Below are 25,471 nucleotides of genomic sequence, written 5' to 3'. Positions count from 1 at the left end.
GTGCCTCGGCCCTTTTTTCTCGATCGCCGCCGACGAATTCCCTCGGTCCCGCCTCCGCTTTCTTTGCTGACCGCGTCCGAACACGCGTGTCACAAAACACAAGATCGACACTATAAGGCCAAACACCCGCCGCAATAAGCGCAACGCAAAACCTAAACAATCTTTAATGTTCATCCTGAATCGTCTTTATATTCATTATCTTCTTGAAACACCATGGGAAGTGTCGCTAAACTCGCAACCTCGATGGAGCCCATGCGTGCCCACGCTGACGCATGGCGACTCTGGCACCCTGTCATGGTGCCAGGCAAGGTCGTGCAAGACGAAGGCCGACGTCTTGATCACAAACCCGAACTGCATTCGGCCGCATTGACGCATTGGCATCTTTCCTCTCCAGAAGAGTCCACGGAATCGAGCGTGCGCAGGCTTCCCCGTGACGTTCGCTTCAAGAGCGATCTCGCGAGAGCGTGCGAATCAGCTCAGCGCTCGCGGTGCGCGCTCAGAACCAACGGCTCGCCTCTCCAGGAGTCTGCATCCATGCCTCTTTCGTGGTTCGCATCCTCGCTCCGTTCCCGCGGCGCCCGTCCTTCCGACCGCCAGAGGACTCTCAACCGACGCCGGCGGCTGACCCTCGAGTCACTCGAAGATCGCACGGTACTGTCGACGTTCACCTGGAACGGAGCAGCAGCAGCCGTTTGGTCCGACACGAACAACTGGATAGTTACCGGCTCTGTTCATTCCGGCGGTCCCAATGCATCCGATGACGTGGTCTTCGACGGCACGAACGTGAACGCCTCCACGGTGTCGACCAACACGACCGTCAAGTCCATAAAGATCACAGGCGATTACACCGGGATCATTTCGCTCAATGCGAATTTGACCGACATGGGCGGGTTTTTGCAACAGGGTGGAACGTTCAACGTCAACACGTCGACCCTCACCTCGGGCAGCGCTTTCAACGTCTCGGGGGGTACATTCAATCCCGGAATGGGCACGGTGGATTTCAACGCGCCGATGAATTTCGGCCCTGGCCCGATCAACGCGGCCGGCGTGACGTTCAATAACGTGATCATTGATTACGGCAGCAACCACATCAACGTGGGAGCCGGTCTCCGCGTCAACGGCTCCCTGACGATCAACGGGGTCCAGCAGCTCACCGGAGTCATCTACGCCAACGGCGACGTCACGACCACGAAGGCCGGGATGTTCTCGGCGACGGCCAACGACAAGATCATCATCGGCGGGTCCGTCAACCGGACCCTCAGCACCGGTGCCGTCGGCAGCCTTCCGAACGTCGAGATCAACAGGACGGGCGGGACCCTCGCGATTTCCGGCAACCTGGAGGTCAGGGGCAACTGGACCCACGTGAAGGGCGTCGTCGCCGCCGCAGGCAGTACGGTCACGTTCAAGGCCCAGGGCACGGTCGACACCAACACGATGGCCTTCGGCAACGTCGCGATCGATGCCGGCAGCAATCACTTCTACGTCAAGAAGCTGAACGTCGACGGTAATCTGTCAATCCTCAACATCCAGGACATCAATTTCACGGGTGGGGCGACCAGCGGGGCCCTCACCGTGGCCGGCGACCTTTCTTCAAGTGACACGACGGTCGCCGGCAACGCCGACATTTGGCTGGTCGGCACCGCCAACGCGGCGATCTTCACCGGAACCGCCTTGAATACCCCCGCCGCCGGCGACTTCCCCGACGGCGGAATCGTCATCAACAAAGGAAGCGCCCAGACGGTGACCGCCAACGTCACTCAGCCGCTCGACGGCCCGCTGACGATCCTCTCGCTGGCGAACCTCAACGGCGTCTTCCAGGTGGGCAACAACGTCACCACCAGCGACGCGAGCGTCGGCGGCAACGGCGTCCTCGTCTTCACCGGCAACAAGAACCAGATCCTCAGCGCCGCTCGCGACAACGACCAGGTCCCCGGCGTGAAGATCGATAAGACGGGCGGTACGCTCACCCTCGACAATTCGCACATCATCGGCGTGACGGGTGGAGGGTGGCAGTACATCAAGGGCAACGTCGTCACGACCGGCAGCACGGTCGCGTTCCTGAGCTACGGCAGCAGGACCGTCGACACGGGCGCCGGCCCCAGCATGGCGTTCAACAACGTCGTCATCCAGATCGGCAGCGGCGACACGCTGAACGCCACGAATTTGATCGTCGGCGGCGACCTGACGATCAACAGCGTGAGCGGCATCACCGGCACGATCGAAGCAAGGGGGAACGTCACCACCAGCGACACCAGCGTCGGCGGATCGGGCACGATCCTCTTCGCCGGGGGCAACAACCAGACCCTCACCTCCTCGATCGCCGGCGCGCAGATCCCCAGCGTGCGGATCGTCAAGACGACCGGCGCGCTCACCATCGCCGGCCCGAACGTCATCGGCGTGACCGGGAACTGGACGTACGTGAGCGGCAACGTCGTCACGACCGGCAGCACGGTCGCGTTCAACGGCACCACCAAAACTGTCGACGCCGGCGGGAAGGCGTTCAACAACGTCGTCATCAACATGGGCAGCGGCGACAATCTCAACGTCACGAGCATGCCTGTCGACGGCAATCTGACGATCACCAGCGTAAGCGGCATCGAGGGAACCATCCCGGTCATGGGCGACGTGACCTCGACCGACACCAGCGTCGGCGGATCGGGCGCGATCTGGATGGTCGGCAACAACGATGCGACGATCACCGGCGGCGACTTCCCCAACGGCGGAATCTTCATCAATAAGGGAAGCGCCCAGACGGTGACCGCCAACGTGACGCAGCCGCTCGACGGCACACTGTCGATCCTCTCGCTGGCGAACCTCAACGGCGTCTTCCAGGTGGGCAACAACGTCACCACCAGCGACGCGAGCGTCGGCGGCAACGGCGTCCTCGTCTTCACCGGCAACAAGAACCAGATCCTCACCGCCGCTCGCGACAACGACCAGATCCCCGGCGTGAAGATCGACAAGGCGGGCGGCACGCTCACCCTCGACGCCTCGCACATCATCGGCGTGACGGGTGGAGGGTGGCAGTACGTCAAGGGCACCGTCAACGCGGGCACCGGCACGATCGCGTTCCTGAACTACGGGAACAGGATCATCGATACCGGCGTCAGCCCCAGCAACATGGCGTTCAACAACGTCAATATCCTGATCGGCAGCGGTGACACGCTGACGATCGGCAATATGGCCGTCAACGGCAACCTGACGATCTCAAGCGTAGGGAACATCAACGGCGGCGACATCGCCGTGAAAGGCAACGTGACCACCAGCGACGACGGCGTCTTCGGCACCAGCTCGATTCTCTTCACCGGCTTCAACAATCAGACCCTCACCGCCACTCACGTCAACGACCAGATCCCCAGCGTGAAGATCGCCAAAACGAGCGGCACGCTGACCCTGGGCGCGAACGCCATCGGCGTGACCGGGAACTGGATCTGGACGAGCGGCTCGGTCGATGCGGCCACCAACAACAGCACGGTCGCGTTCCTGAGCTACAACAACAGGACCGTCGACGCCGGCGGAAAGGCGTTCAACAACGTCATCATCGGCATCGGCAGCGGCGACACGCTGACCGCCACGAACATGGACGTCGCCGGCAACCTGACGATCAACGGCGCGAGCAGCATCGTTGGAACCATCCGGATGCTCGGGAGCGTTGGCGCCACATTGAGTGCGCAGGACGGCAACTTCCGCGGCGGCGGACTCGTGGTCGCGAAGACGGCGGGCGCGGCCGTCCACCTGGGATCGAACCTGTCCAACGTGTCGTCGCTGGCGGTCAACTCGGGGACGCTCGACCTGGGAAGCTACACGCTGGTGGTCAACGGCGACATGACGGTCAAGTCTGGTGGAACCCTCGCGTTCTCCTTGATCACGGCCACCAAGCAGTTGACCGTCAACGGTAACCTGGGGTTCGAGAGCAATAGCGGCATCACGATTAGCGATGGCGGATTGCCAAACCCGACGGCCCTCTTTGACCTGATCGTCGTCAACGGCGCCGGCCATACCCTGACCGCCAGCGGTGTCGTCGTCACCGTTCCCGCCGGCTACAGTGGGTATTTCACGACCGGGACGAATGGCAAGTTCCAGATCCTTAGGTACGCTTAAAGTTCTGGATCGGACCACCGGAGAAACCGCCCAACGACGAGCCCAGCCCGCGACGGCTGGGCTTTTTCATTGCCGCCGGACTCCGGCGTCACGAGTCGGCGACCCGCTCCAACGCCGACGACCTTGATGGAATGAATCCCTGGGCGAGCCGTTCCCGCGCCAGCCGGCGCTGCGCGGGAAGGGTCGACGGAATTGTGGGCCGTCGCCCCCGATGCGAGAGGGCGTCGGGGGCGTCCGGATTCGGTTCGCCACGGTTCGGCTCAGGCGATCGCCCGCTTCTTGCCGCGGCTGATCAGGATGATGCCCATCTCGTACAGGAAAACCATCGGCACGGCCAGGAGGGTCATGCTGAACGGGTCCTGGCCGGGCGTCAGGACCGCCGCCGCCACGGTAATGATCAGAATCGCCAGCTTCCGCTTGGCGCGGTAGTCGTCGACCGTGAAGATCCCGATCCGCTCCAGGAAGAGCATCACGAGCGGGGTCTGGAAAGCGACGCCGAACACCAGCGGCAAGATCGTCGCGAAACTCATCCACTCGCTCAGCCGCAACGTCGGCGCAACGCCCAACCAGACGTTGAAATCGAGCAAGAAGCTCAGAGTCAACGGCAGCACGAACCAGAAGCAGAGCCCCACCCCCGCGATGAACAGACCAAGTGAGACAGGCAGGAACCGCATCACGTAGTGCTGCTCGTGGTGGTAGAGGCCGGCGGCGATGAACGCCCAAACCTGATAGAAAACCCAGGGGCTCGCGAGCACCAGGCCGCTGACGAGGCAGACCATGAAGTAGATGGTGATCGTCTCCAGCGGTCCCAAAGAGATCAACGAGCTGTCGATCTTATATTCCCCACTCTCGATGACTCCAATCATGCCGGGCTGGTCGAACCGGAGCGGGAACGTCAGCTCGACGCCTTTCAGCTCCTCGGACGGGGGGAGGTCGAGCTTCGGGGCGGCTTTCTTGATCGCCGCGAAGAAGGTCTCGGCCGGGAGCTGGACCTGGACCTCCGGAGAAACCGCCTTGGCCGCCTCGGCCGCCGCCACCTTCTTGTCGTACTCGTTGCGGTAGAATTTCTCGAGCGCCCCCTTGGCCGGGGCTTGCATCTGCTCCATGACTCGCTTACCGATGTCCATGGGGGGGATGAAGACGATCAGGGCACCTACAAACAGGCCGATGAGGGCCAGGATGAGCCGGACGCGAAGCTCCTCAAGGTGCTCGCCAAAGCTCATCGTCACCATCTTCTGCTCTTCGACGAAGAGATCACGATCGCTGGGCATGGGGGTGGACCAACGGAAGGATGACGGCGCTGTCGCGCCGAGGTGTCGAGTGCGGAGGAGACGCGGGTTGCAACGGCCAGTCCCGAGGCCGGAACCCTTGCTGGCGGCACCGCTTGAAGGTCTCACTGGGACGACCAGGCAAGCGAGGGCGTTCCTGATCCGAGATCTTAGCACGACCACCCCCCGCTTGCCAAGAACCGCCGACTCTTATCGACGCGCCGGCATGGACGCGGCGGTGCCCTCGCGTTACAAATGGCTTGGCCTGGCCGCCGGGCGATCCGCGCGGCCGGAATTCGGCCGCCCCGTTCAAGGAACCTCGCAATGCAGTCGATTCCTCTCCAACCGCTGGTTTTCGAGCCGATCTTGAGGCGGCTGATCTGGGGAGGCCGGCGGCTGGGAACCTTGATGGGCAAGCCGATCGGCGACGGCGACGACTACGCCGAGAGCTGGGAGATCGCCGACTACCACGATTCCGTGAGCGTCGTCCGCGACGGCCCGCTGGCCGGAACCACGCTCCGCGACCTCGTCCGCGCGCGCCCCGCCCAACTCTTCGGCCGCTCCCGGGCCGCGCAGGATCAGTTCCCGCTCCTGATCAAGCTGATCGACGCCCGCGAGCCGCTCTCGGTCCAGGTCCACCCCGACGACGCGCTCGCCCGGACGTTGGCCGGCGACAACGGCAAGACCGAAGCCTGGGTCGTGATCGACGCCGAGCCCGGCAGCCTCATCTACGCGGGTCTGAAGGCGGGGGTCGACCGCGACCAGCTCGAACGGGCCGTCCGATCGGGCGACGTCGAGCCGCTGCTCCATCGGTTCGAGCCCAAAGCCGGCGACTGCGTGATGGTCGAGGCCGGCACGGTCCACGCCATCGGCGCGGGCGTGTTGCTCGCGGAAGTCCAACAGACCTCCGACGCGACGTTCCGCGTCTTCGACTGGAACCGCATCGGCGCCGACGGCAAGCCCCGGGAGCTGCACATCGATCAGGCCTTGCAATCGATCAACTTCGGGCGCGGCCCGGTCGACCCGCTCGTTACCAGGCCGCTCGTTCTTGAGGACGGCAACGTGAGCGAAGCACTCGCCCGCTGCCCTTACTTCCAGCTTGAACGCTGGACGCTCGACGCGCCTCAGGAAATCGGCCGCGACGACCGCTTCACCGTCGTCATGGTGCTGGCGGGGGAGGTCCGGGTGAGCCGAGGCGATGGCGAGTTGTCGCTCGCCCGCGGTGCCACCTTGCTGCTGCCGGCCTCGATTAGCCCTCACGTACTCTCCCCGATCGGTCAGGCCGTCGTCCTGACCTGCCAACAGCCGTAAATCGCGCGGGCTTCGGATCGCGTCGCGTCGCAAGGAACGAGAATGGCCGAGGAACCGAAGAATCGAAGGCGGGCGGGACGGACTCCCTGGCTGAAAATCGCCCGCGCCGTCCCACTGGCGTTCGACGTCCGCAAGATCGTCCTGGGAACCATCGCCCTGATCCTGATCCAGGCGGGTTGGTCGGCCCTCGACGTCCTGCTGCCCGCCACCGCGACGGTCACGCCGGACATCCTCGATTTCAACGGGCGGTTCAGCGAGCCCGCGCCCCCTGGAATCGCCTCCGGCCCGGTGTTCCGCTCCGCGCTCTGGCGGATCACCGAGCCCGCCCGCGTCTTGATCGGGCCGATGATCGACCTGTTCGCGATCGACCGGGGGATCGCCTGGACGGGACATGCGCTGCTGGGCGTGCTCTGGGCGGTCGTCGTGACGGGGATCGTCGGCGGCGCCGTCTCGCGAAGCGCAGTCTCCGAGGTCGGCAAGGGAGACCGCGCGACGATCGTCGAAAGCTTGCGGTTCGCCCTGAGATCGTCCCGGTCGTTAATCGCGGCGCCGCTGTTCCCGCTCAGCGCCGCGGCGGTGTGTGGACTGATCTGCGCAGGATTTGGAGCACTCTACCGATTGCCGATCATCGGCGCGCCGCTGGCGGGGGTCACCTTCTTCATCCCGCTGGCCCTGGGACTGGTGATGGCCGTGCTACTGATCGACCTCGCCGCCGCCTGGGCGTTCATCCACGTTTCGGTGGCCGCCGACGCCGAAAGCTCGCTCGACGCGCTCAGCCGAGCGTTCAGCTACGTCAACCGCCGCCCGGTCCAGTTCGTGGCCTGCGCGACGGCCGCGTGGCTGGCGGGCGCCGTCGGCCTGGTCGCCGTCGACGTTCTCGCTCGCGCGGCCGTCCACCTGGCGGCCTGGGGGTTGAGCTTCACGGCCCCGCCGGCGATCCTCGCCGGCCTCGGCCGTCCCGGCCCGGACGTCGCGCTGGATTCGCTCGCGGGGATGGCGCCGTTTTTCTGGGCCAGGGTCGTGAAGCTGCTCGCCCACGCCTGGATTTACGGTTATTACTGGTCGTCGGCGTCGGTGATCTACCTTGCGCTCCGCCGGGACGTCGACGGCACGCCCGCGACGGAGATCAAAGACGAGGCGATCCAGATGCTATGAGATCCGCCCGGCGATCGGCGGCGGATCGACGCTGCGGCGGTAGAGCGCGACGAGGCGGTCGGCCTCGTCGTCGAGGTTGAAGCGGGCGCGAATCTGGTCGCGGGCGACGGCGCCCATCGCCCGGGCGTGGTCGGGATGGTCGAGCAGGTGGATGAAGGCGTCGGCCAGGGCTGCCGGGTCGCCCGGGGAAGCCAGCAGGCCGGAGCGACCCGCTTCGATGATGCCGCGCAGACCCTGAACGTCGGCGGCCACGCTGGGCACGCCGTTGGCCAGGGCGAGGGTCAGCGTCCTTCCCGTACTGGGAACCAGAGACGGCTGGCAATAAAGGTCGAGGACCGACCAGAATCGCGGGCCGACGACCGGGAAGTCGGCGACGGTCACGCGCTCCTGAATGCCCAGGGTCTGGGCGTACCTGCGAAGCTCGATCGCGTCGCCCCCCTGGCTGGCGATCAGGAACTCGGCGTCGCGGCCCCTCGTCAGGACGATGCGCGCGGCCTCAAGGAACGAGACGAATCCGGCCTCCTCCACCGGAGGCCCCGCGACGCCGATCACGGGGACCTTCCAGCCGTCGGCACGAACCGGGGCGTTCTCGACGGTGATCCCCGGCGGGATCACGACCACCCGCTCGCCGGGGACGTGCAACTCGGCGACCAAAGCCGCGGCCAGCTCGGCGCTCGAGGCGACCACCGTCCGCAGCCAGCGTCTGCTGAGCCGCAGACCCTCGTCGAGAGAGGCGAAATCGTCGATGGTCTGGATGTAAGGGATTCGCCAGATCTCGGCCAGGTCCAGGGCGACGGCCGACATTTCCTCATGCACGGCGTGCAGAATGCTCGGACGCTTGAACGTCGGGTCCAGCCGGAGCCGGCGAACGGCGAGATGCTTGAGCCAGGGCCGGCTGAGCCAGGGGATCTCGACGATTCGGGGATCGTCCGAGGCTTTTCCCTGGGCCGAGCAAAGCACCCGCGGCGCGATCCCCCGGCTCTCGATCCGATCGACGAGCGGCGTGAGCGGCCAGCCGTCGTCGTCGAGGCCGAGGCGGCCGGCCAGGAGGATCACCTCGATGGGGCGCTCGCCGATGTCTTCGTCCGCTCCCGCCGCCACTCACGGCTCCTTCCCCAATCCAGGGATTGTTGGACCTTTACGTCCGCACCCGGGCGTTGGAATCGATGCTCGACTCGTTTATAGTAACTCTTCTCGAAACCGACTCCAGGGGCCGTGAACCTACCGAGTGAACGGAATGAATCCACCGCCATCGATCGAACCCGCCGCACCGTCCGGGGCCGATCTGTACGCGCTCACAAATCGGTTGCTGGAAAACGTCGGCCAGGTCGTGCTCGGCAAGACCGAGTCGATCAAGCTCGCCGTGGTCGCGCTCCTGGCCGAAGGACACGTCCTGATCGAAGACGTTCCCGGCGTGGGCAAGACGCTCCTGGCCAAGGCCCTGGCGGCCAGTATCGACTGTTCGTTCCGGCGAATCCAGTTCACGCCGGACCTTCTCCCCTCGGACGTCCTCGGCTCAAGCGTCTACCACGCGCCCAGCGGCGAGTTCGTCTTCAAGCCCGGCCCCTTGTTCGCCCAGGTGATCCTGGCCGACGAGATCAACCGCACGACGCCCCGCACGCAAAGCGCCCTGCTCGAAGCGATGGGCGACCGCCAGGTCTCGGTCGAGGGCAAAACCTATCCGCTCGAACCCCCGTTCATCGTCCTGGCCACCCAGAACCCGTTCGAGTTCGAAGGGACGTACGTCCTGCCCGAAAGCCAGCTCGACCGGTTCATGATCCGCCTCCGCATGGGCTATCCGATTCGGGCCGAGGAGCGTCGGCTGCTGAACAACCACCGCGGGGGCGAGCCGGTCGAGTCGCTGACGCCGGTCCTGACAGCCGACGACGTGGTCCAGCTTCAACAGGGCGTCCGACGAGTCCGGATCGACGATGCGATCACCGACTACCTGCTCGACATCGTCCACATGACCCGGCGCACCGAAGACCTGCACGTGGGCGTCAGCACCCGCGGCGCCTTGACGCTCTACCGCGCGGCGCAAAGCATGGCCCTGGTCTCGGGTCGAGACTACGTCGTGCCCGACGACGTCAAGAGCCTGGCCGTTCCCGTCCTGTCCCACCGCGTACTGGGCAAATCGTTCCTCCAGGCCGGCGAGTTCGGCGCCGCCGAGGCCATCATCCGAGACATCGTCGACCGCGTCCGGGTCCCGACCTGACGGCCGGATCGATGGCGGACCCCACGAGCGACGGCGAGGACGACGGCGACGGCCACGGAGCTTCACAGGGAAGGTTCCCGCGATGAGCGTAGACGACAAGCATCGTGGCCCGTCCTCGAATAGCCGGGCGAGGCGGATCGCGCGTGGGCTGGTGTCGGCGCTGGTGCCGACCGAGCGGACGATCCTGACCTGGGAAGGACGGTTCTACGGGCTGGCGATGGCCATCCTGCTGACGGCCGGGGTCATCCAGCAGATCAACCTGATCCTCCTGGTCGCGACCTTCGCGGCCGGTCCACTCGTAGCCTCGCTGTTCAGCAGCCGGGCGATGCTCAAACGGCTGAGCGTGCAGCGCCGCTCGCCCGGCTACGTGTTCTCGGGCGACACGCTGGTGATCGACTACGCGCTTGAGAACGGTCGGCGGCGGATGGCGGCGCTCGCCCTGTTTATCGAGGACGCTTTAGTCTCGGTCGATCGATCCGTGACCGGCGCGGCGCTGTCTCCGAGCGTCTTCTTCGCCCGCGTGGCGGCCCGCGATCGCGTGCGTCTGCGCTGGCAGGGGCCCAGCCCGAAACGCGGCAAGTACCGGTTCCGCGACCTCGATCTGGCGACCCGCGCGCCGTTCGGCATCGTCGAACGGCGGGTGACGATCCCGCTGCCCGAGCAACTGGTCGTCTATCCCAAGATCGGCCAGTTGACCCGTCGCTGGTTTCAGCTTCAGCGGCAGACGAGCGAGAACCGGCTGGGTCAGCGGCACGATCGATCGGCCCAGCAAGAGGAATACCACGGCCTCCGCGACTACCGCGCCGGCGACAGCTCGCGGTGGATTCACTGGCGGACCTCGGCCCGCCGCGGCGAGCTGATGGTCAAGGAATTCGAGCAGCAAAACGAGCAGGACCTGGCGATCCTGATCGACCCCTGGCTCCCCCGCACCAAAGTCTCGCCGCTCCAGCGCGAGGCCGTGGAACAGGCGATCTCGTTCGCGGCGACCATCTGCCTGGAAACCTGTCGCCGCCAGGGCCGCAGACTCGTTCTGGGATGGACCGGCGCGACTCCGGGAGTGATCCAGGGTCAGGCGTCGGTCAAGCTGGTCCACGAGCTGCTTGAGCAACTGGCGGTGCTCCGCTACACCAACGAAGGAGGCCTGGCCGAGCTTTTCGACGCCCTGCCGCAGGCGACGCTCCGCGATGCGCTCTTGATCGTGGTCTCGACCCGCCCTCACAACTTGGTGGAGGAAGCGGAGCGATCGACTCACCTCACGGCGGCGTCGGCCCGGAGCCTGCTGGGCCGGGCCGTGACGCTCAACGCCGCCCAAGGCGAGCTGAACGATCTGGTGCAGTACGCCGAGTCGAACTCGCGAAACCTCCTGGAACAGCGACTGTCGAGCGCCGAGGCCGAACGCCTGACGTCCCAGGAAGAACGACGCCGGGGCAAGTACTCTGGCGACGGCGAGGTCGTAGTCGAAACCCTGTCGGGCGACGGCCCCCCATCGCCGCAAAACGATCGGAGCAACCGATTGTGAACAGCTATCTCGTCTATCGGGCCAGCTTCTACCTGATGCTCACGATCGCCACGACGGCGCTCTGCGCTGACACCAACACCGACGACCGGGGGGGCTGGCTGCTTCCTCCATTGGTCGCCGCCGCCGGCCTGCTCGCCTTTTTCACCGTCGATCGCAAGCCGGTCTGGTCGTTGCCCCGAGGGCTCGCCAATTTCCTCGGCGCCTGCTCGCTCGGCTTGCTTTACGTCGAATACAAGCTCGACGACACCCAGTTCGTCCGGTACCTGGGCCACTGGCTGATCGCGCTCCAGCTCGTCAAGTATTTCCTGCCGAAGTCGGCCGAGGACGACTGGTTTTTGTTCCTGGTCGGGCTGATGCAGGTGTTGATCGGCGCGGTCATCAACGTGGGCGACCAGGTTGGCTTCTGGCTCTTTCTCTGGGCGATGCTGGCCGTCTGGGTGCTCGGCCAGTTCTTCCTTCAACGCGAGGCGCGACGGTTTCTCTCGAACGGCGCATCGAAGCGCCACGCTCCGCTTGAGCCGCTACGCAAAGACCCGTATCGAGGACTCTTCGACTGGGCCTACGCCACCGCGACCTTGCGCGTGCTGGCGCTCACCATGGCGCTCGGCTTCTTCTTCTTCCTGCTGCTCCCCCGACAGGTCGGCGCCACGCGGACGCGAGCCGGCCAGTCGACGACCAAACACCTGACCGGCTTCGACGAGGAGGTCGCCCTCGGCCAGCTCGGCGAGATCCTCGAAAACGACAGCCCGGTCATGACAATCGAATTCTCCGACTCCGACAAGAACCCGCTCCGACCTCCTCCCGAGCCGCTCTGGCGGGGCGTGACCCTCAACAATTACGACTCAGGCCGATGGCGCCGCCAGACGAGCCGCGCCATGAGGACGTTCCCGACTTACCGGGCGCTCTCGCCCAGCCGTCGCGCTGTGATCCGTCAGGTCATCAAGCTCGAACCCAACGATTCGTTCACGCTTTTCGGCATCCGCCCGTTCCTGGAGGTCACCGCCGCTCGCAGTCTGCCTCCCTCGCTGAACGCGCTCGACGGCACCGTCTTCCGGCAGGACTCGCGCGGGGCTTACGACTACGAGGTGATCACCGACTCCGATTCCAACGCCCCTCAGAATGGAGAAGACGTCCCGAGCGCCATGCGCATCCGCGAGGTCCTGCTGGCCCTTTCGCCGGAACTCAAGACGAAGCTTCGGAGCCTCGCGCTGCCGCTCGTCGAGAAGATCCCCGGCGACGGGGCCGAAGGCGCCAAAGCGCGGAGCAAGGCCCTTGAGTCGTACCTTCGCGAGTCCGGCGGTTTCACCTATTCGCTGGAGATGAAGTCGATCGACCCCACGCTCGATCCCGTGCTGGACTTCCTGGTCAACCGCAAGGAGGGTCACTGCGAGTATTACGCCAGCGCCTTGGCGCTCCTGCTGCGCTCCATCGACATTCCCTCGCGCATGGTCAACGGCTTTAAAGGGGGAGACTGGAACCAGATCAGCGACGCCATGACCGTCCGGCAGAAACACGCCCATAGCTGGGTTGAAGCCTACCTCGGCGAGAACGAGGCCCGCCAACCGATCTGGATCACCCTCGACCCCACCCCAAGCGCCGAGCGCGAGAAGTCGATCGCCCAGGTCGGCGGAATGGCGTCGAACTTTCGGACGGTGACCGACCTCCTCCGGTACATCTGGGTCTTCTACATCCTGGGATACGACTCCAATCGCCAGGGCAAGCTGCTCTATGAACCCATCGGCATGCTGGCCCGCGAGATTCGCATCGGTTCCATCCGAGTCTGGCGATGGGTCAGCGCGACGTTCACAATGCTCTTTCAATTCCGGAGCATCCAGTCGTTTATCAGCGTCAAGGGCTTCGTCGTTACCTTCCTGGTCCTCGTCCTGACGGCGGCCCTGGCCAAGCTGTTGTCGTGGCTGGTCAAGAAGGTGATCGCCTGGTGGCGCGGCGGGGTGAAGGACGGCGCCGGGATGACGGCGGGCATCCTGTTCTATCGGCGGTTGGCCCAACTCCTGGCCGAGTACGACCTGGAGCGGTCGCCGGCCGAAACTCAGAACGAGTTCGCCCACCGCGCGTTCCGTTTCCTGAGCGGGCAGGGGACTCGAACCCAGGAAGTGGCCGGCCTTCCTCAAAAGATCGTCGACGCGTTCTACCAGGTCCGGTTCGGCGATCGCGATCTGCCCCCCGAGACTCTGGAGGAACTCGAAGCCTGCCTCGACGCGCTCCAGGCCAAACTGGGCGACCCCGTGGCGAAGTGACCGCCGCGCCGGCAGTTCAGCGGGCCGGAGTCCAGAGTTGGAGTCCGGTCCGAAGCGGTCCCTTGCGCCGCGTCAGGACCTCGCGATTCGCGCGCAGCAAGGTCTCGGCGCCGGCTCGCGTGCCGTAAACGCGAATCGCCACGTCGTCGAGCGTCTCGCCCTGGTCCACGACCGTCACCTCGGGATCGCTCCGGGGGATCGAGGCCGGCTCGGAACGGGACGGCGACGCCTCCGGCCGCGCGGGCTCGGGGGCTTTCTCTTTCTCCTTCACGACGATGACCGGCGGCGGCTCGTCGGGCTTCTCGACCTTCGCGGGCTTCCTGACGACCGATACCGGCGCGGTCAGCGCGGGAACGGGAGCGGGTACGGGAAGCGGGACCGCGACCGGCGGGGCGGGAGCCTTGGGGATCTCTACGGTCGACGCTCCCTTGGGTTCGCCAGAAGGCACCGGCGCGAGCACCTGATTCCGTGGGCTCTCCCGGCGACTCGCGACGTCCACCGGTCTGGCCGGCTCGCTCGACGCCTCGACCGCGACGGGAGACGGCGGAAGGGGCGCGGGGATCGAGGATGAGACCGGCGTCGGCTCGGCGGCCTGGGGCGGGGGCTCGGCGGTCGCGACGGCTGACGGCGCAGGTGGCGGTGAGGTGGGTCCCGCCGCGACCGGAGGCGCGGCCGCCTTGGGAACGACGCCCGCCTTGAGGGCCTGCTCACGGTCTCGCTCCAGAGGGAAGAGCACGACCGCGAAGAAGCAGACGATCAGGACGCTCAGCACCATGCTGGGCAGAACTTGGCGATTCATGTTGCGCAACTCGGTTGGGGGCGGTTCCAGATGGCTTCCGGGCTTCACGCCTTATCTGGTGCATCGACCGTCCGTTCGCCCGACTTGAGGATTTTTCACCACATTCGTCGGATTTCGATTTTTCCTTTGTCTCCCAAAACGCCCTCCGTGATGCTACACGCTGGATTCGACAGCCTCGACGTCGATCGCCGCGGCTTCACGTCTCCCTTCGCCGTCGTCGATGGGAATCAACCGAGGAGGTTGCCATGGGGAAGGTCCGCGCGGGGTCCAGGATCGCTCCGTTGATGTTTGGAATCGCCTTCTGCGCTTTGGTATTGGGTTTCTTCGCCAACCTTGTCCGGAGCGACCCCCGGTCGGACCCTAGGAATTTCTTGATCATTTTCGGCGTTCTGGTAGGTCTATGGTATTTCCTCTTCGCCATGTATCGGATGAAGCGGAAGTCATTGGAGTGCGTCGAGTGCGGCAGGGTGTTCCTTCCTGCACAATCCCCCAAAGGCGAGGCAGTATGCCCGCGCTGTCAAATCCGTAAGTTGGATCCCGTCGCCCAAAAAACGAGCGTGCGGAAGACAATTAGTGTGTTGCTCGCCACGTATGCGATCTTAGGTCTCACTCTAGGGTCCCTCCTGACGGTCATATTAGTTCTAGATGCGGAGTGGGAGTTGTGGCGAGCAATCGCCGTCTCAGCCCTCACGATCGTCCTCCTGATTCCGACGGCGTTCGCCTTGGTCTTGCTAAGCTTCGCCATCTGGTTCAAGGCCTCGCAGTCGGAGACGAGGCTGCTCGCCCGGGCTCGCAAGAATGCGAAGGAGGACGGCGAGACACTCCACCAAGGGCCACATCTCGTCTGGTACGCGGGGGACGCCGACCCCTCGACGCTTCTGAATGAGCAAATGGAAATGACCCGGTGTCGCCTCAACTCGTTGCTGGGGGAGTCGAGTGACGTTGAAAGGCCTCTCCGGATTCTTGTTTTCAACCGCCAAAACGACCTCGAAGTCTTCTCGCGGGCGTTTCTCCCGCACATGTGGAATTTCGACGGCGTCGTATTCCCGAGCAGGACGCTCGCGATTTCCACCGAGGAAGCCCGCACGTACATCGTCGACAATAATGCAACGCTCCGCTCCTTCTACTGCACCGCGTTTATGGAAGACCGCCGGTTTCCCCCGTCGCTTCTCTGGCTGAAGTTGGGGATCGCTCGATTCGTCTCCCGCCCGGAGGAAGACGAGGCTCAGCGAATCGACCGCAAGATGGCGGCTTCGATCGCCAATGGAACGACGCGCGGAACGGACCTCTTCAGCTTACGGCCGAAGCGCACGGCCCAACTCTTCAGGAAGTGGTACGACCCTGGATCGTTCCGGGAGTACGCGCAGATCCACTTTCAGACGGCGTCGATATTCCGGTTCTTGATTGAGGGGGGGACCTCTCCCGAACGACTCGCGGCGCTTCGAGGCTTCTTGAGTGACCTGAAGGAGGGGAGCAAGATCGAGGAGCTCTTCGCGAGCCGCTTCGGATTCGGCTACGAAGAATTCCTGAGACGTTGGAATGACTCGATCTTGGGTCAAGGCCAAGGCAGGCACGTCCCGGCTCCCAGGAGGATAGCAGACAAGATCCAGAACACCATCGGCGCGTTCGCGAAAGATCCTCTACAGCCGGTCATGGATCGCATCGTGGCGGTCCGCGACCTGGGGATGGGCGGCCGAATCGAGGGTGCCGACATATTGATCGAGCTGCTGCGTAATCCGAAGAGCGAGGTGCCCGAAGCCGAGATCGTCTGGGCGCTCGAGGCGATCTCGGGCCGAATCCTCGGCCCCGACCCCGAAACGTGGTCAGCCTGGCTTCAGGAACAGGACGTTCACTCAGAGGCGCCCGCATGATCGGAAGCCGGCGTAGCGAAAAGCCCTCACCGCCGGGATGGCGTCGAACTTTGTGGTTCCCGATTACGAAAGAGAGAAGGCCAAGATCGGCTCTCTCGACGCTTCGAAGTGGAGCGGCTGCCGATTTCAACGAATTTTCGGATCAACCGGCCGCCCTTGTCCCGATAAGGTTGAACAGCTAAGATTAGCTTGACGGACAGGGTTCAATCCGTGCACCTCCAGGCCAAGGTTTCAGGAACACATCCCTATGCCCCGACTCGCATTACGTCCGCTTTCCCTGATAGCGGTCTTGTTCCTCATGGCGGCGGTCGTGGGCGCTCAAGCCCCGATTCCGACGAACGAGGACCAGGAGACCGCACGTACCGTGGTCGACCTTCTTGAGCAGGGACATATGGCTCGGCCCGTGATCGACGACGAGATCGCGGTCAAGTGGTGCGACAACTTCATCAAGGATCTGGACCCGCAGAAATACTACTTCCTGAAGGCGGACGTCGAAGAATTCCGCAAGCAGGCGAAGACCCTCGACGACAAGATCCATGAGGGGAACATCGACTTCGCCCGCGTCGTCTTCGATCGCTTCCTCCAGCGCCATGACGAGCGGTACAAGACCGTGATGGACCTGCTGGGCAAGAAGCTCGATTTCACCGTCGACGAGTTCTTGACCGACGACCCCGACAAGATCGACTTCCCGGCCGACAAAGCCGAGGCCGACGAGCGCTGGCGGAAGAAGCTCAAGTACGAGACCCTCCAGCTCCGCGCCGACGACACGACCGACGAAGAGACGGTCAAGAAGCTGACTATCCGGTATCGCGACCGCAACCGGATCTTCCACCAGTTCGACTCGAACGAGCTGCTCGAGGTCTATCTGTCCAGCCTCACCCGGACGTTCGACCCGCACTCGTCGTATCTGAGCGCCAAGAACCTGGAAGACATGCTCAACCAGCAGCTTCACCTGTCGCTGGAAGGCATCGGCGCGTCGCTTCGTTCCGAGGACGGCTACGCGGTGGTCGCCGAGGTCGTTCCCGGGATGGCCGCCGACAAGGACGGCCGACTCCAGCCGGATGACAAGATCGTCGGCATCCTCAAGGACGACAAGAGCGAGATCGACCTGGTCGAGAAGAAGCTCAGCGACGTCGTCCGCTACATCCGCGGGCCGCGCGGCACCAAGGTCAGCCTGATCGTGCTTCCCTCGGGCAGCAAGGAGCGGAAGGTCTACGAGATCACCCGCGAGCGCGTCGAGCTCACCGAGCAGCACGCCAAGGGGAAGGTCATCGAGTCCAAGCTCAACGGTAAGGACGTGAAGCTCGGCGTCATCAGCCTGCCGGCCTTCTACGGCGACACGATGGCCATCCTCCGGGGCGATCCCAACGCCGTCAGCGCCACGGCCGACTGCCGGAAGATCCTCAACGAGTTCAAGAAGGTCGGCGTCGACGCCGTGGTGGTCGACCTCCGCGACAACGGCGGCGGCCTGCTCGAAGAAGCCAAGACCCTCTCCGGCCTGTTCATCGACACCGGCCCGGTCGTCCAGATCAAGGAAGTCTTCGGCGTCAAGCACCTTGACGACGACGACGAAGGAACCGCCTGGGACGGTCCGCTGGTCGTTCTCATCAACAAGCTGAGCGCCAGCGCCTCGGAGATCTTCGCCGGCGTGATCCGCGACTACAGCCGCGGGCTGATCATCGGCGACTCCAGCACCTTCGGCAAGGGGACGGTGCAGAGCATCGTCAACATCGGCGAGCACACCGCCCGGCGCGACCGCGGCAAGAACCGAGGCGCCCTCAAGCTCACCATCCAGCAGTTCTACCGGGCCAACGGCGACAGCACCCAGATCAACGGCGTCGCCCCCCACATCCACCTGCCGTCGATCCGCGACTTCATGGACTTCGGCGAAGGCAAGATGGACAACGCGCTCAAGTTCGAGAAGGTCGCGCCCCTGGCCCACGACAATTACAACCGGACCCCAGACGACCTCGTCGCGGCCCTGACCGCCAAGTCGGCCGAGCGTCGCAAGAACGATCCCAAGTTCAAGAAGCTCGACGAGCGGATCAAGCAGTTCGTCGACCGCAAGGCGCGGCACTCAATCCCGCTCAACGAAGCCAAGTTCAAGGCCGAATACCTTCCCGACGACGAAGAGAAAGCCGCCGACGAGAAGGAAAAGAAAGACAAGCGCGCCAAGAAGAAGTTCACCGAGCGCGAGGTCTGGGCCAGCGACTTCTACAACGACGAGGTCGTCCGTATCATCGGCGACTACCTCGCCCTGGGCTCGAAGGTCCTCGCCGCCGCCCCCGTGCGGGCCGTCGTCGCCGACCAGTGACCGCAGTCGAACGAGCTTTCTTCCAACCATGAAGCTACCAGGCCGGGCCCTTCGCCCGGCCCTTTTCATTGGCGTTCAACTGGAGCCTCGCATAGGTCGCCCTCCTCCATTGGGTTGACAGGATCAACGTTCGGGTTATTAATCGCATCGCCGATCAAGACGGTTGGGTGAACGAGTCGAGACGAAACGCGGAGGCTCGCGTGCGAGCGATCGAGAACCCGAAGATCCAGCGGCTGACGAGAATCGCGACGTCCCTCCTCTGGTGGGGCATGCTCGTTTTCTTCGTCCGGTCCGTGGTCCGCACGCGCGACGCCAACCCCGACCATCTCCTCGCGCTCGCGACCCTCGGATACCTCGCGGGCTGGGGGCCGTACCTGTTGTTCTCGCGGCGTTCTCCGGCCGGCAAGTCGATCCGGCTGGCGGCCTGCACGACGTCGGTCGTCCTCGCCTTCGGGCTGATCGAGCTGCCGGCGGTCCTGCGTGTCGTCGATTATCGGTCGGTCTTCCACACGCCGACGCCCCCCTGGCGACGGACGGGAAACCGGCCGGATGCGGACTTGCTCTATGTTCGCGAGCCCAACCAGCGGCTGTGGGTTCAGTTCCAGGGGTCGGATCTCCACCGACTTGCGGGGGCTTCAGCCTCGAAGATTTATCGGTGCGACACCCGGCTCGACGGCCGGGGCTTTCGCAACGCGGCCGATCTCGACTCCGCGCGGGTCGTGATCGTCGGCGACTCGTTTGTCGAAGGGCTCCAGGCGGCCGACGACGAGCTGATCTCGTCGCAGCTCGCGAAGGCCCTCAGCGTCCCAACGGCGAACCTCGGGCGCACCGGGTACGGGCCGCAGCAGGAACTCGAAGTCCTCCGCCGCCACGGCCTGCCGCTCGGCCCGCGCGCCTGCGTCTGGACGTTCTACGAGGGCAACGACTTGCAGGACGTCGAGTCGTACGAAGCCAGCCGCGACCGCGTGCGGAAGCTCAGGCCTGAATCCCCGACGCGCGACTGGTTCGGGCGGTCGTTCGTCCGCAACGGCGCGGCCTACTTGATCCGCCAAGGCGCCCATGAGCCGACCATCCCGGCGCGTCGGCAGGCTGGTGACTTCCGCGACGCGTCCGGCCGAACCACCGAGATCTATTTCTCCTGCGGCGTCCACGAGGGCGACGCCGATCGCGTATCGAGCCGCGCCGGCTCACCCGCGCTCAAGCAATTCCAGGCGATTCTGACCGAGGCCCGCGCGCTCTGTCGCGCTCAGGGCGTGGACCTCGTCGTCGCGTTCGTGCCGGCGAAGTTCCGGGTGTACCGCGACCTCTGCCGGTTCGACCCCGACTCGCTCTGTCGCGGCTGGCCTGTCGACGACCTGCCAAGCGCCGTCGAGCGGGCGGTTCGCGCGTCGGGCGACGACGTCGGATTCCTCGACCTCACTCCCTCGCTCCACGCCCGGGCGGCCGAAGGAGAACTCGTCTACCTGGCGGACGACACCCACTGGTCGGCCGAGGGCCATCGCGTCGCGGCCCTCGCCGTCGCCGATTTCCTGAAGCGGCGAGACGCCGCGAAAACCGCGCTGGCCGGGGCCGATCGCGATCACTTCGCGCCGGTCGGGGGCTTCTGAACCCCCGCCGTATTGATCGATCGGATGAAGGCGATCACGTCGGCCAGGTCGTTCGGGGTCAGGTCCTTTTCGAGCCCCTCGGGCATGAGCGAGATTCCGGTGGACGCGACCGCCTCGATCTGCGACCTCGAGACGACCTCGCTGACCCCTTCGGCTCGCTTGAGCACCAGCGCCGAGGCCGACTCGGACGCGATGATCCCCGACACCACGCGGCCGTCGACGGTGGCCACGTTGTAGTTGAGATACGTCGGCGCGACCTCGCGATTGGGATCGAGGACGTGAGTCAAGATGTCCTCGGGCGATCGCGTGGCGACCGTGGCCAGGTCGGGGCCGACCTCGACGCCTTGCCCTTCGGCCTTGTGGCAGGTTCCGCACGTCTTGAGAAAGGCGGCCCGGCCCTTCACGCGATCCCCCGGACGATCGAGCGCGGGGCGATACGTCTGAATCACAGCGGCGCGGGCTTTCGTCCCATCGGCGTCCGATCCGAACAACTTCACGGCCTGCTCGCGAAGTCGCGCGTCGCCGTGCGTCCGGAGCTGCTTGAGCCGGCTCGGGTCGATCTCGGACGAGGCCAGCCGCTTCGCCTCGACGGCCGAAAGCAACTGCGCGACCCATTCCTTGCGGCTGAACAAGACCTCGGCCGCCTCGCGACGGGCCGACGGGCTCATCGACTTCCACTGGCCGATGATCCGGTCGGCGACGCCCGGGCCATCTTGCTCGGCCAGGGCCCGCAACGCGGCGAGCTGGACGTCGAGCGGCTGCCGAGCGTCGAGCATCGGCGCGACGGCGTCGATGACGCGGTCCGGCGCTCCCAGCGCCAGCACGGCGATTGCGATCGCGCGGCGGTCGGAAGGCTCGTCCGAATCGGCGACCTTCGCGGCATCGGCGAACAGCGGGTCGAGCCGCCGCCAGGTCGGATCGGTCAGGACCGCCCTTAGCGAGCCGCCGACGCGTTTCAGGCCGCGGCCGACGGCGAGGACCACGCGACCGCGGACTTCGTCGCTCAGCTTCTTGTCGAACAGGCTCTGCACCAGCGCCTCGATTCGCTTCGCGTCGCGGCTTGCGCCGACGAGCGTCGCCAGATCGTTGAGCCAGGGCTCACCGGCCGCTTTGCCCAGAAAGCCGTCGCGATCTGCGAGGACGGCGAGCAACTCGTCGGCCCGGCCGGGGATCGAGGTCATCACCGCCGCGCGGGTCCACGAGTCAGCCGCGTCGCGTGTGGCGATGGTCGCAAGGGCCTCAAGGGCGCGGCGGTCGTCGCCGGCTTCGCCGAGAGTCAGCGCGACCTGGAACCGGACCATCGAATCGGGATCGGCGGCCAGCGGGAGCACGTGCTCGAACAGCCTCTGATCGGCCTTGATGCGGTGCTCCGCGAGGCGGGCGGCCTGTTCGCGGAGCCGGGGCTCGGGGTCGGTCAGGCCGAGTTCGAGGTCCCGGCTTTCGAGAAGGCCGAGGGCGTCGAGCGTCCAGAGGGCGTGAAGGCGTCCCAGAGCGGTCGGTCGCCGACTCGCCAGTTCACGGAGCGCGGCCGCCGCCTGGACGTCCTTGCGCTCGACCAGCAGACGCTGGGCGGTCTCGCGCCACCAGGCGTCGGGGTCGGCCAGCAGCGCGACGAGGTCGGCCGTCGCGGCATGGCTCAAGCGGGGGCTCCGCAGCCGGCGCCCGCCCTCGGAAACCAGCTCGTAGAGCCGGCCGCGATCCTTGCCGCTGGTCAGGTCGAGGTGCTTCTTGATCGGTTCGGGGATCGACACGGGATGCTCGATGGTCTCCCGATACATATCCACGATCAAGAGCGTCCCGTTGGGTGTGTTGGCGAAGTTGACGGGGCGGAACCAGTTGTCGGTCGAGGCCAGGAACTCCGCCTTCGGATCGGCGCGTTCGGCAGAATAGGTCGAGCCGGCGACGGCGAGCGTCTTGCGATGCACGAGGTTGCCGCCGACGTCGCCGATGAAGGCGTTGCCCCGGTAGGCTTCCGGATAGGCCGATCCTCGATAGATCGTGACGCCGGTCGCCGACGTGAAAAAGCCGGCCGCGAACAGCTCGGTGGGGGCCAGACGCTTGCGCATCTCGGGGTCGGCGGCGCGCTGGCGGGTCCGGACGATTCGCCAGGGCTCAGGGGCGCTGATCCGGAACACCGGGGCCGCCGCGCCGTCGCTCGGAATGTCCAGGATCACGCCGGGAGGAACGTACGACGGGTTGCGATCGAGGTCGTGCGCGGGCAGAACGATCTGGCGGATGTGGTTGCTGTTGCTGCACGTGAAGCGGTGCCCCCAGTCATCGAGGCTGTGCCCGTTCTGGCCGCCCCCGGAGATCGACTCGAAGGCCGAGCCGTCGGGCTTGAACCGGAAGTCGCGGCCGCGTACCGAGACGGGGCCGAGTTCGGGGTGCGCCAGGTTGCGGATCTCTCCGCCGTTGGCGCTGGCGACGCCGTAGATCCAGCCGTCCGGCCCCCAGAGCAGGCCGTTGAGCAACCCCTGGACGTTGCTCGTCCCGAAGCCGGTGAAGACGACCTCACGGACGTCGGCCACGCCGTCGCCGTCGGTGTCCTTGGCGTAGATGATCTCGGGCGCGGCGGTCACGAAGACGCCGCCGTCGTAGGGAACCACGCCCGTCGGCCACGTCAGGGCGTCGAGAAACTTCGTGCGACTTTCGAACCGACCGTCGCCGTCGCGATCTTCGAGCCGGACCACCGCGCCGCTGGGCTTGTCCTCGACGTAGGGATAGCCGCGCATCTCGACCACGTAGAGCCGGCCGTCGGCGTCGTAGCAGACGCTGACCGGGCTCGCCGCCATCGGCTCCGTCGCCACGGCTTCGAGGCGGAACCCCGGATGCAGGACGAACGACTTGAGCGCCTCGGCCGGTTCGCGAGCCGGAATCCTCGGCAGCTCGCGCGCCAGCTCGTCCTGAGCTTGCAGGCTGAAGGTCGTTCCCAGTGCCGACGCCAGGAGAAAGGCTCGAACGCACCACATCATGTTTCGTTCCCCGCGATCGACGCCGCAGCGCCTCGATCTACTCGTTTCCACCGCCGTCGCGAACCGGGGAGACGGCTCGCGACGATGATTCTACACGAGGCGGGAGCGAACCGACATGGAGCGGATCAACCCTGGATGGCGTTAGTGCGTCCCAGGGCGATGTCGAAGTCGCCGACGGCGGGGACCAGCATCGCCAGCAAGGCGAAGCCGTAGATCCCGGCGCTGAACAAGAACGCGGCGAGGAATTCGCCGTTCAGCAGGCTGATGATGCAGTAGAACGACCAAAACGGGGTCAGCAACGCGACCAGGGCGATCGCCCGCGACGGGTTCTTGGATCCCATCGACCCGAACAGGGCCACGCTCCCCGCGCCGATGAAGATCATGAAGCTCAGAAGCTGCCGGCCGAACTCGCGGTCGCTGAAGATGATCAGGTAGGCGCAGAGGAGGATTCCGACCATCAGGAAGAAGATCGTCCCCAGGCTGTGCGCCACGGCGGTCCGGCTGCTGATGTACGTGATGGCGGCGTGCAAGCCGAGCATCGCGGCGAAGTGGCAGAGCAGCAGGTAATCGATCAGGAAGAAAACCAGGTTCTCCCCCGAGAGTCGCTCGGTCCACCACAAGAAGAGGGCCGAGATCACCGGCAGGATCACCATCTCCTTGGAGTTGTAGAGCACGCCGTAGAGCTTGCCGTAGATGAAATCGCCCGGCGAAAGCTCGGTGACCAGCAGGAGGTCGAGTGCGCCGGTGTCGCGCTCGCTGGTCAGCGACGTGACGCCTTGCGCGTTGATGAGGACGAGGCTGAGGATCGTCAGACCGACGGGAATGAGCGCCAGGCCCGTGCTCAACGGGCTTTCCAACCCATGGCCGAGGCTGAGGAAGAAGCCGGCGCCCAGCGCGAAGAGGAGCACGTAGCAGGCCTTGATGATCAGCGGCTTGGTGCCGTAGGCGCGGGTCTTCAACTCGCGCCAGAGGATCGGGTTGGCCCAGGCGCGACGGTAGGGCTTGGGAGCGGCCGCCACCCGCCGATGCGTGCGACGAGGGACGTGAAGCCCCGTCGTCGGACCGGTGGTGTCGTCGAATCCCGAATCGCCGGGCCTCGCGGTTGATACGGCCGCCGCGCCGCGGTCGGCGGTTCGGTCGGTCGTTCCCCCTTCGTGGCGGACGACGGACTTCGCGGCGGCGAGCGAGACGGGCGCCTGGGCTTCCTCTTCGATCTCGATGAGCGTCTCGACCACCTCGGCGTCCTCGTCGGAGAGTTCGCGAGGCTCGTTATGGCCGGGATTCCACTTGCGAAGCATGAACGTGCCGAACGCCACGATGACGGCCGCGAACGTCAGTCGCACGCCGATATAGACCAGGCTCGACGTCCGCACCACGCCGGTCATCTGGTCCGACGGCGGATACAACACCGCGATCATCGCCCGGTAGGGGTTGAGCACCTCGTTGACCGGCACGCCGAGGAATTCGAGGTTGGGATAGAGCACCGAGACCAGCTCGACCCCGGTCACCGAGAACACGACCATCAAAATCGTCAGCGAGATCGACTGGAACGTCCGGTCGCGCCAGAGGGCGATCAACAGCCCCATCGCCCCGCCCGCGACTCCCGACGCCGCCGTGACCGCGAACAGGTTGAGGACCTGGCCGAACGAGATCCCGCCGAACAGCGTACAGAGCGAGAGCAGGCCGACGCCCGCCCCGAGGATGGTCAGAATGTGCAAGAGCCCCGCGACCAGCTTACCGAGCACGATTTCGAGGTCGCTGAGGGCCGTCATCATCAAGAGCGTGAAAGTGCGACGGTCCTTCTCGTAAGCGACCGCCGCGGCCGTCGACAGCGGCGCGAAGAAGAGCATCAGCGTGAGTTGAAGCATCGCGAACATGCCGTAAAGCACGCCGCCGAACCGCGCCATGACCCCCAGCTCCCGAACGTCCTGCCAGCCGACGATCGACTGCCAGGCGGTCCACAGCAGAATGAACAGGAAACCGGCGAATGACGCTCGCCAGAGGTAATAGCGCAACGGCCGAGGAGTGGTGAGTACTTCTCGGGAGATGATCGGTCCAGCGAACAAGGCCACTCTCCCAAC

At 65.4% G+C, this 25,471-nt stretch carries 14 protein-coding genes; 9 read left to right on the top strand and 5 right to left on the bottom strand.

Annotation, left to right across the window (positions count from 1 at the left end; translation table 11 throughout):
- Positions 1 to 783 precede the first annotated feature (783 nt).
- Positions 784 to 4,101 carry a beta strand repeat-containing protein gene (locus tag BSF38_RS04390; protein ID WP_145951962.1) on the top strand — a complete coding sequence of 1,106 codons (3,318 nt, stop codon included), beginning with the start codon at positions 784 to 786 and terminating at the stop codon, positions 4,099 to 4,101.
- A 260-nt stretch (positions 4,102 to 4,361) separates the two neighbouring features.
- Here BSF38_RS04390 and tatC read toward each other — a convergent pair whose 3' ends face one another.
- Positions 4,362 to 5,372: a twin-arginine translocase subunit TatC gene (gene tatC / locus BSF38_RS04385; protein ID WP_076343629.1), complete on the bottom strand. Its 1,011-nt coding sequence runs from the start codon at positions 5,370 to 5,372 to the stop codon at positions 4,362 to 4,364.
- 321 nt (positions 5,373 to 5,693) lie between these two features.
- Here tatC and BSF38_RS04380 point away from each other — a divergent pair, with 321 nt between their 5' ends.
- Positions 5,694 to 6,680: a type I phosphomannose isomerase catalytic subunit gene (locus tag BSF38_RS04380; RefSeq protein ID WP_076343628.1), complete on the top strand. Its 987-nt coding sequence runs from the start codon at positions 5,694 to 5,696 to the stop codon at positions 6,678 to 6,680.
- A 42-nt stretch (positions 6,681 to 6,722) separates the two neighbouring features.
- Positions 6,723 to 7,835, top strand: a complete 1,113-nt coding sequence (locus tag BSF38_RS04375) for a hypothetical protein (RefSeq protein WP_076343627.1) — start codon at positions 6,723 to 6,725, stop codon at positions 7,833 to 7,835.
- Here BSF38_RS04375 and BSF38_RS04370 read toward each other — a convergent pair.
- Positions 7,830 to 8,936, bottom strand: a complete 1,107-nt coding sequence (locus BSF38_RS04370; protein ID WP_083712688.1) for a glycosyltransferase family 4 protein — start codon at positions 8,934 to 8,936, stop codon at positions 7,830 to 7,832. The genes BSF38_RS04375 and BSF38_RS04370 overlap by 6 nt on opposite strands.
- A 136-nt stretch (positions 8,937 to 9,072) precedes the next feature.
- Between BSF38_RS04370 and BSF38_RS04365 the strand changes: the two genes are divergently transcribed.
- The 3 genes from BSF38_RS04365 (at position 9,073) to BSF38_RS04355 (ending at position 13,827) form a co-directional block, all read left to right on the top strand.
- Entirely contained in the window at positions 9,073 to 10,050 is a 978-nt protein-coding gene (locus BSF38_RS04365; RefSeq protein WP_076343626.1) for an AAA family ATPase, read from the top strand.
- Positions 10,051 to 10,132: 82 nt separating this feature from the next.
- Entirely contained in the window at positions 10,133 to 11,569 is a 1,437-nt protein-coding gene (locus BSF38_RS04360) for a DUF58 domain-containing protein (RefSeq protein WP_083712687.1), read from the top strand.
- Positions 11,566 to 13,827, top strand: a complete 2,262-nt coding sequence (locus tag BSF38_RS04355) for a transglutaminase TgpA family protein (protein ID WP_237170734.1) — start codon at positions 11,566 to 11,568, stop codon at positions 13,825 to 13,827. Before BSF38_RS04360 ends, BSF38_RS04355 begins: the two co-directional genes overlap by 4 nt.
- 16 nt (positions 13,828 to 13,843) lie before the next feature.
- On the opposite strand, the gene BSF38_RS31210 is transcribed toward BSF38_RS04355, so the two are convergent.
- Entirely contained in the window at positions 13,844 to 14,626 is a 783-nt protein-coding gene (locus BSF38_RS31210) for a tail protein X (protein WP_168189306.1), read from the bottom strand.
- A 245-nt stretch (positions 14,627 to 14,871) separates the two neighbouring features.
- Between BSF38_RS31210 and BSF38_RS04345 the strand changes: the two genes are divergently transcribed.
- From BSF38_RS04345 to BSF38_RS04335, 3 genes are all read left to right on the top strand, one after another.
- Positions 14,872 to 16,497: a hypothetical protein gene (locus BSF38_RS04345; RefSeq protein ID WP_076343623.1), complete on the top strand. Its 1,626-nt coding sequence runs from the start codon at positions 14,872 to 14,874 to the stop codon at positions 16,495 to 16,497.
- A 247-nt stretch (positions 16,498 to 16,744) separates the two neighbouring features.
- Entirely contained in the window at positions 16,745 to 18,811 is a 2,067-nt protein-coding gene (locus tag BSF38_RS04340; protein WP_076343622.1) for a carboxy terminal-processing peptidase, read from the top strand.
- Positions 18,812 to 19,011: 200 nt separating this feature from the next.
- Positions 19,012 to 20,418 carry an alginate O-acetyltransferase AlgX-related protein gene (locus BSF38_RS04335; RefSeq protein WP_076343621.1) on the top strand — a complete coding sequence of 469 codons (1,407 nt, stop codon included), beginning with the start codon at positions 19,012 to 19,014 and terminating at the stop codon, positions 20,416 to 20,418.
- On the opposite strand, the gene BSF38_RS04330 is transcribed toward BSF38_RS04335, so the two are convergent.
- A complete protein-coding gene (locus tag BSF38_RS04330; protein WP_076343620.1) occupies positions 20,391 to 23,390 on the bottom strand; it encodes a PVC-type heme-binding CxxCH protein in 3,000 nt (999 codons plus the stop codon). The genes BSF38_RS04335 and BSF38_RS04330 overlap by 28 nt on opposite strands.
- A 125-nt stretch (positions 23,391 to 23,515) precedes the next feature.
- The gene (locus BSF38_RS04325; protein ID WP_237170733.1) at positions 23,516 to 25,462 is read right to left on the bottom strand and encodes an ABC transporter permease family protein; all 1,947 of its coding nucleotides are present in this window, start codon (positions 25,460 to 25,462) and stop codon (positions 23,516 to 23,518) included.
- Positions 25,463 to 25,471 lie beyond the last annotated feature (9 nt).

The sequence above is a fragment of the Paludisphaera borealis genome (assembly GCF_001956985.1).
Lineage (GTDB): Bacteria > Planctomycetota > Planctomycetia > Isosphaerales > Isosphaeraceae > Paludisphaera > Paludisphaera borealis.
This window is presented reverse-complemented; position numbering and strand designations above follow the sequence as displayed.

What these genes read in the sequence shown, in the direction of transcription:
- BSF38_RS04380 (WP_076343628.1), top strand. Translation starts at nt 5,694, where the DNA reads ATGCAGTCGATTCCTCTCCAACCGCTGGTTTTCGAGCCGATCTTGAGG.
- BSF38_RS31210 (WP_168189306.1), bottom strand. Translation starts at nt 14,626, where the DNA reads ATGAATCGCCAAGTTCTGCCCAGCATGGTGCTGAGCGTCCTGATCGTC.
- tatC (WP_076343629.1), bottom strand. Translation starts at nt 5,372, where the DNA reads ATGCCCAGCGATCGTGATCTCTTCGTCGAAGAGCAGAAGATGGTGACG.
- BSF38_RS04360 (WP_083712687.1), top strand. Translation starts at nt 10,133, where the DNA reads ATGAGCGTAGACGACAAGCATCGTGGCCCGTCCTCGAATAGCCGGGCG.
- BSF38_RS04345 (WP_076343623.1), top strand. Translation starts at nt 14,872, where the DNA reads ATGGGGAAGGTCCGCGCGGGGTCCAGGATCGCTCCGTTGATGTTTGGA.
- BSF38_RS04375 (WP_076343627.1), top strand. Translation starts at nt 6,723, where the DNA reads ATGGCCGAGGAACCGAAGAATCGAAGGCGGGCGGGACGGACTCCCTGG.
- BSF38_RS04365 (WP_076343626.1), top strand. Translation starts at nt 9,073, where the DNA reads ATGAATCCACCGCCATCGATCGAACCCGCCGCACCGTCCGGGGCCGAT.
- BSF38_RS04330 (WP_076343620.1), bottom strand. Translation starts at nt 23,390, where the DNA reads ATGATGTGGTGCGTTCGAGCCTTTCTCCTGGCGTCGGCACTGGGAACG.
- BSF38_RS04340 (WP_076343622.1), top strand. Translation starts at nt 16,745, where the DNA reads ATGCCCCGACTCGCATTACGTCCGCTTTCCCTGATAGCGGTCTTGTTC.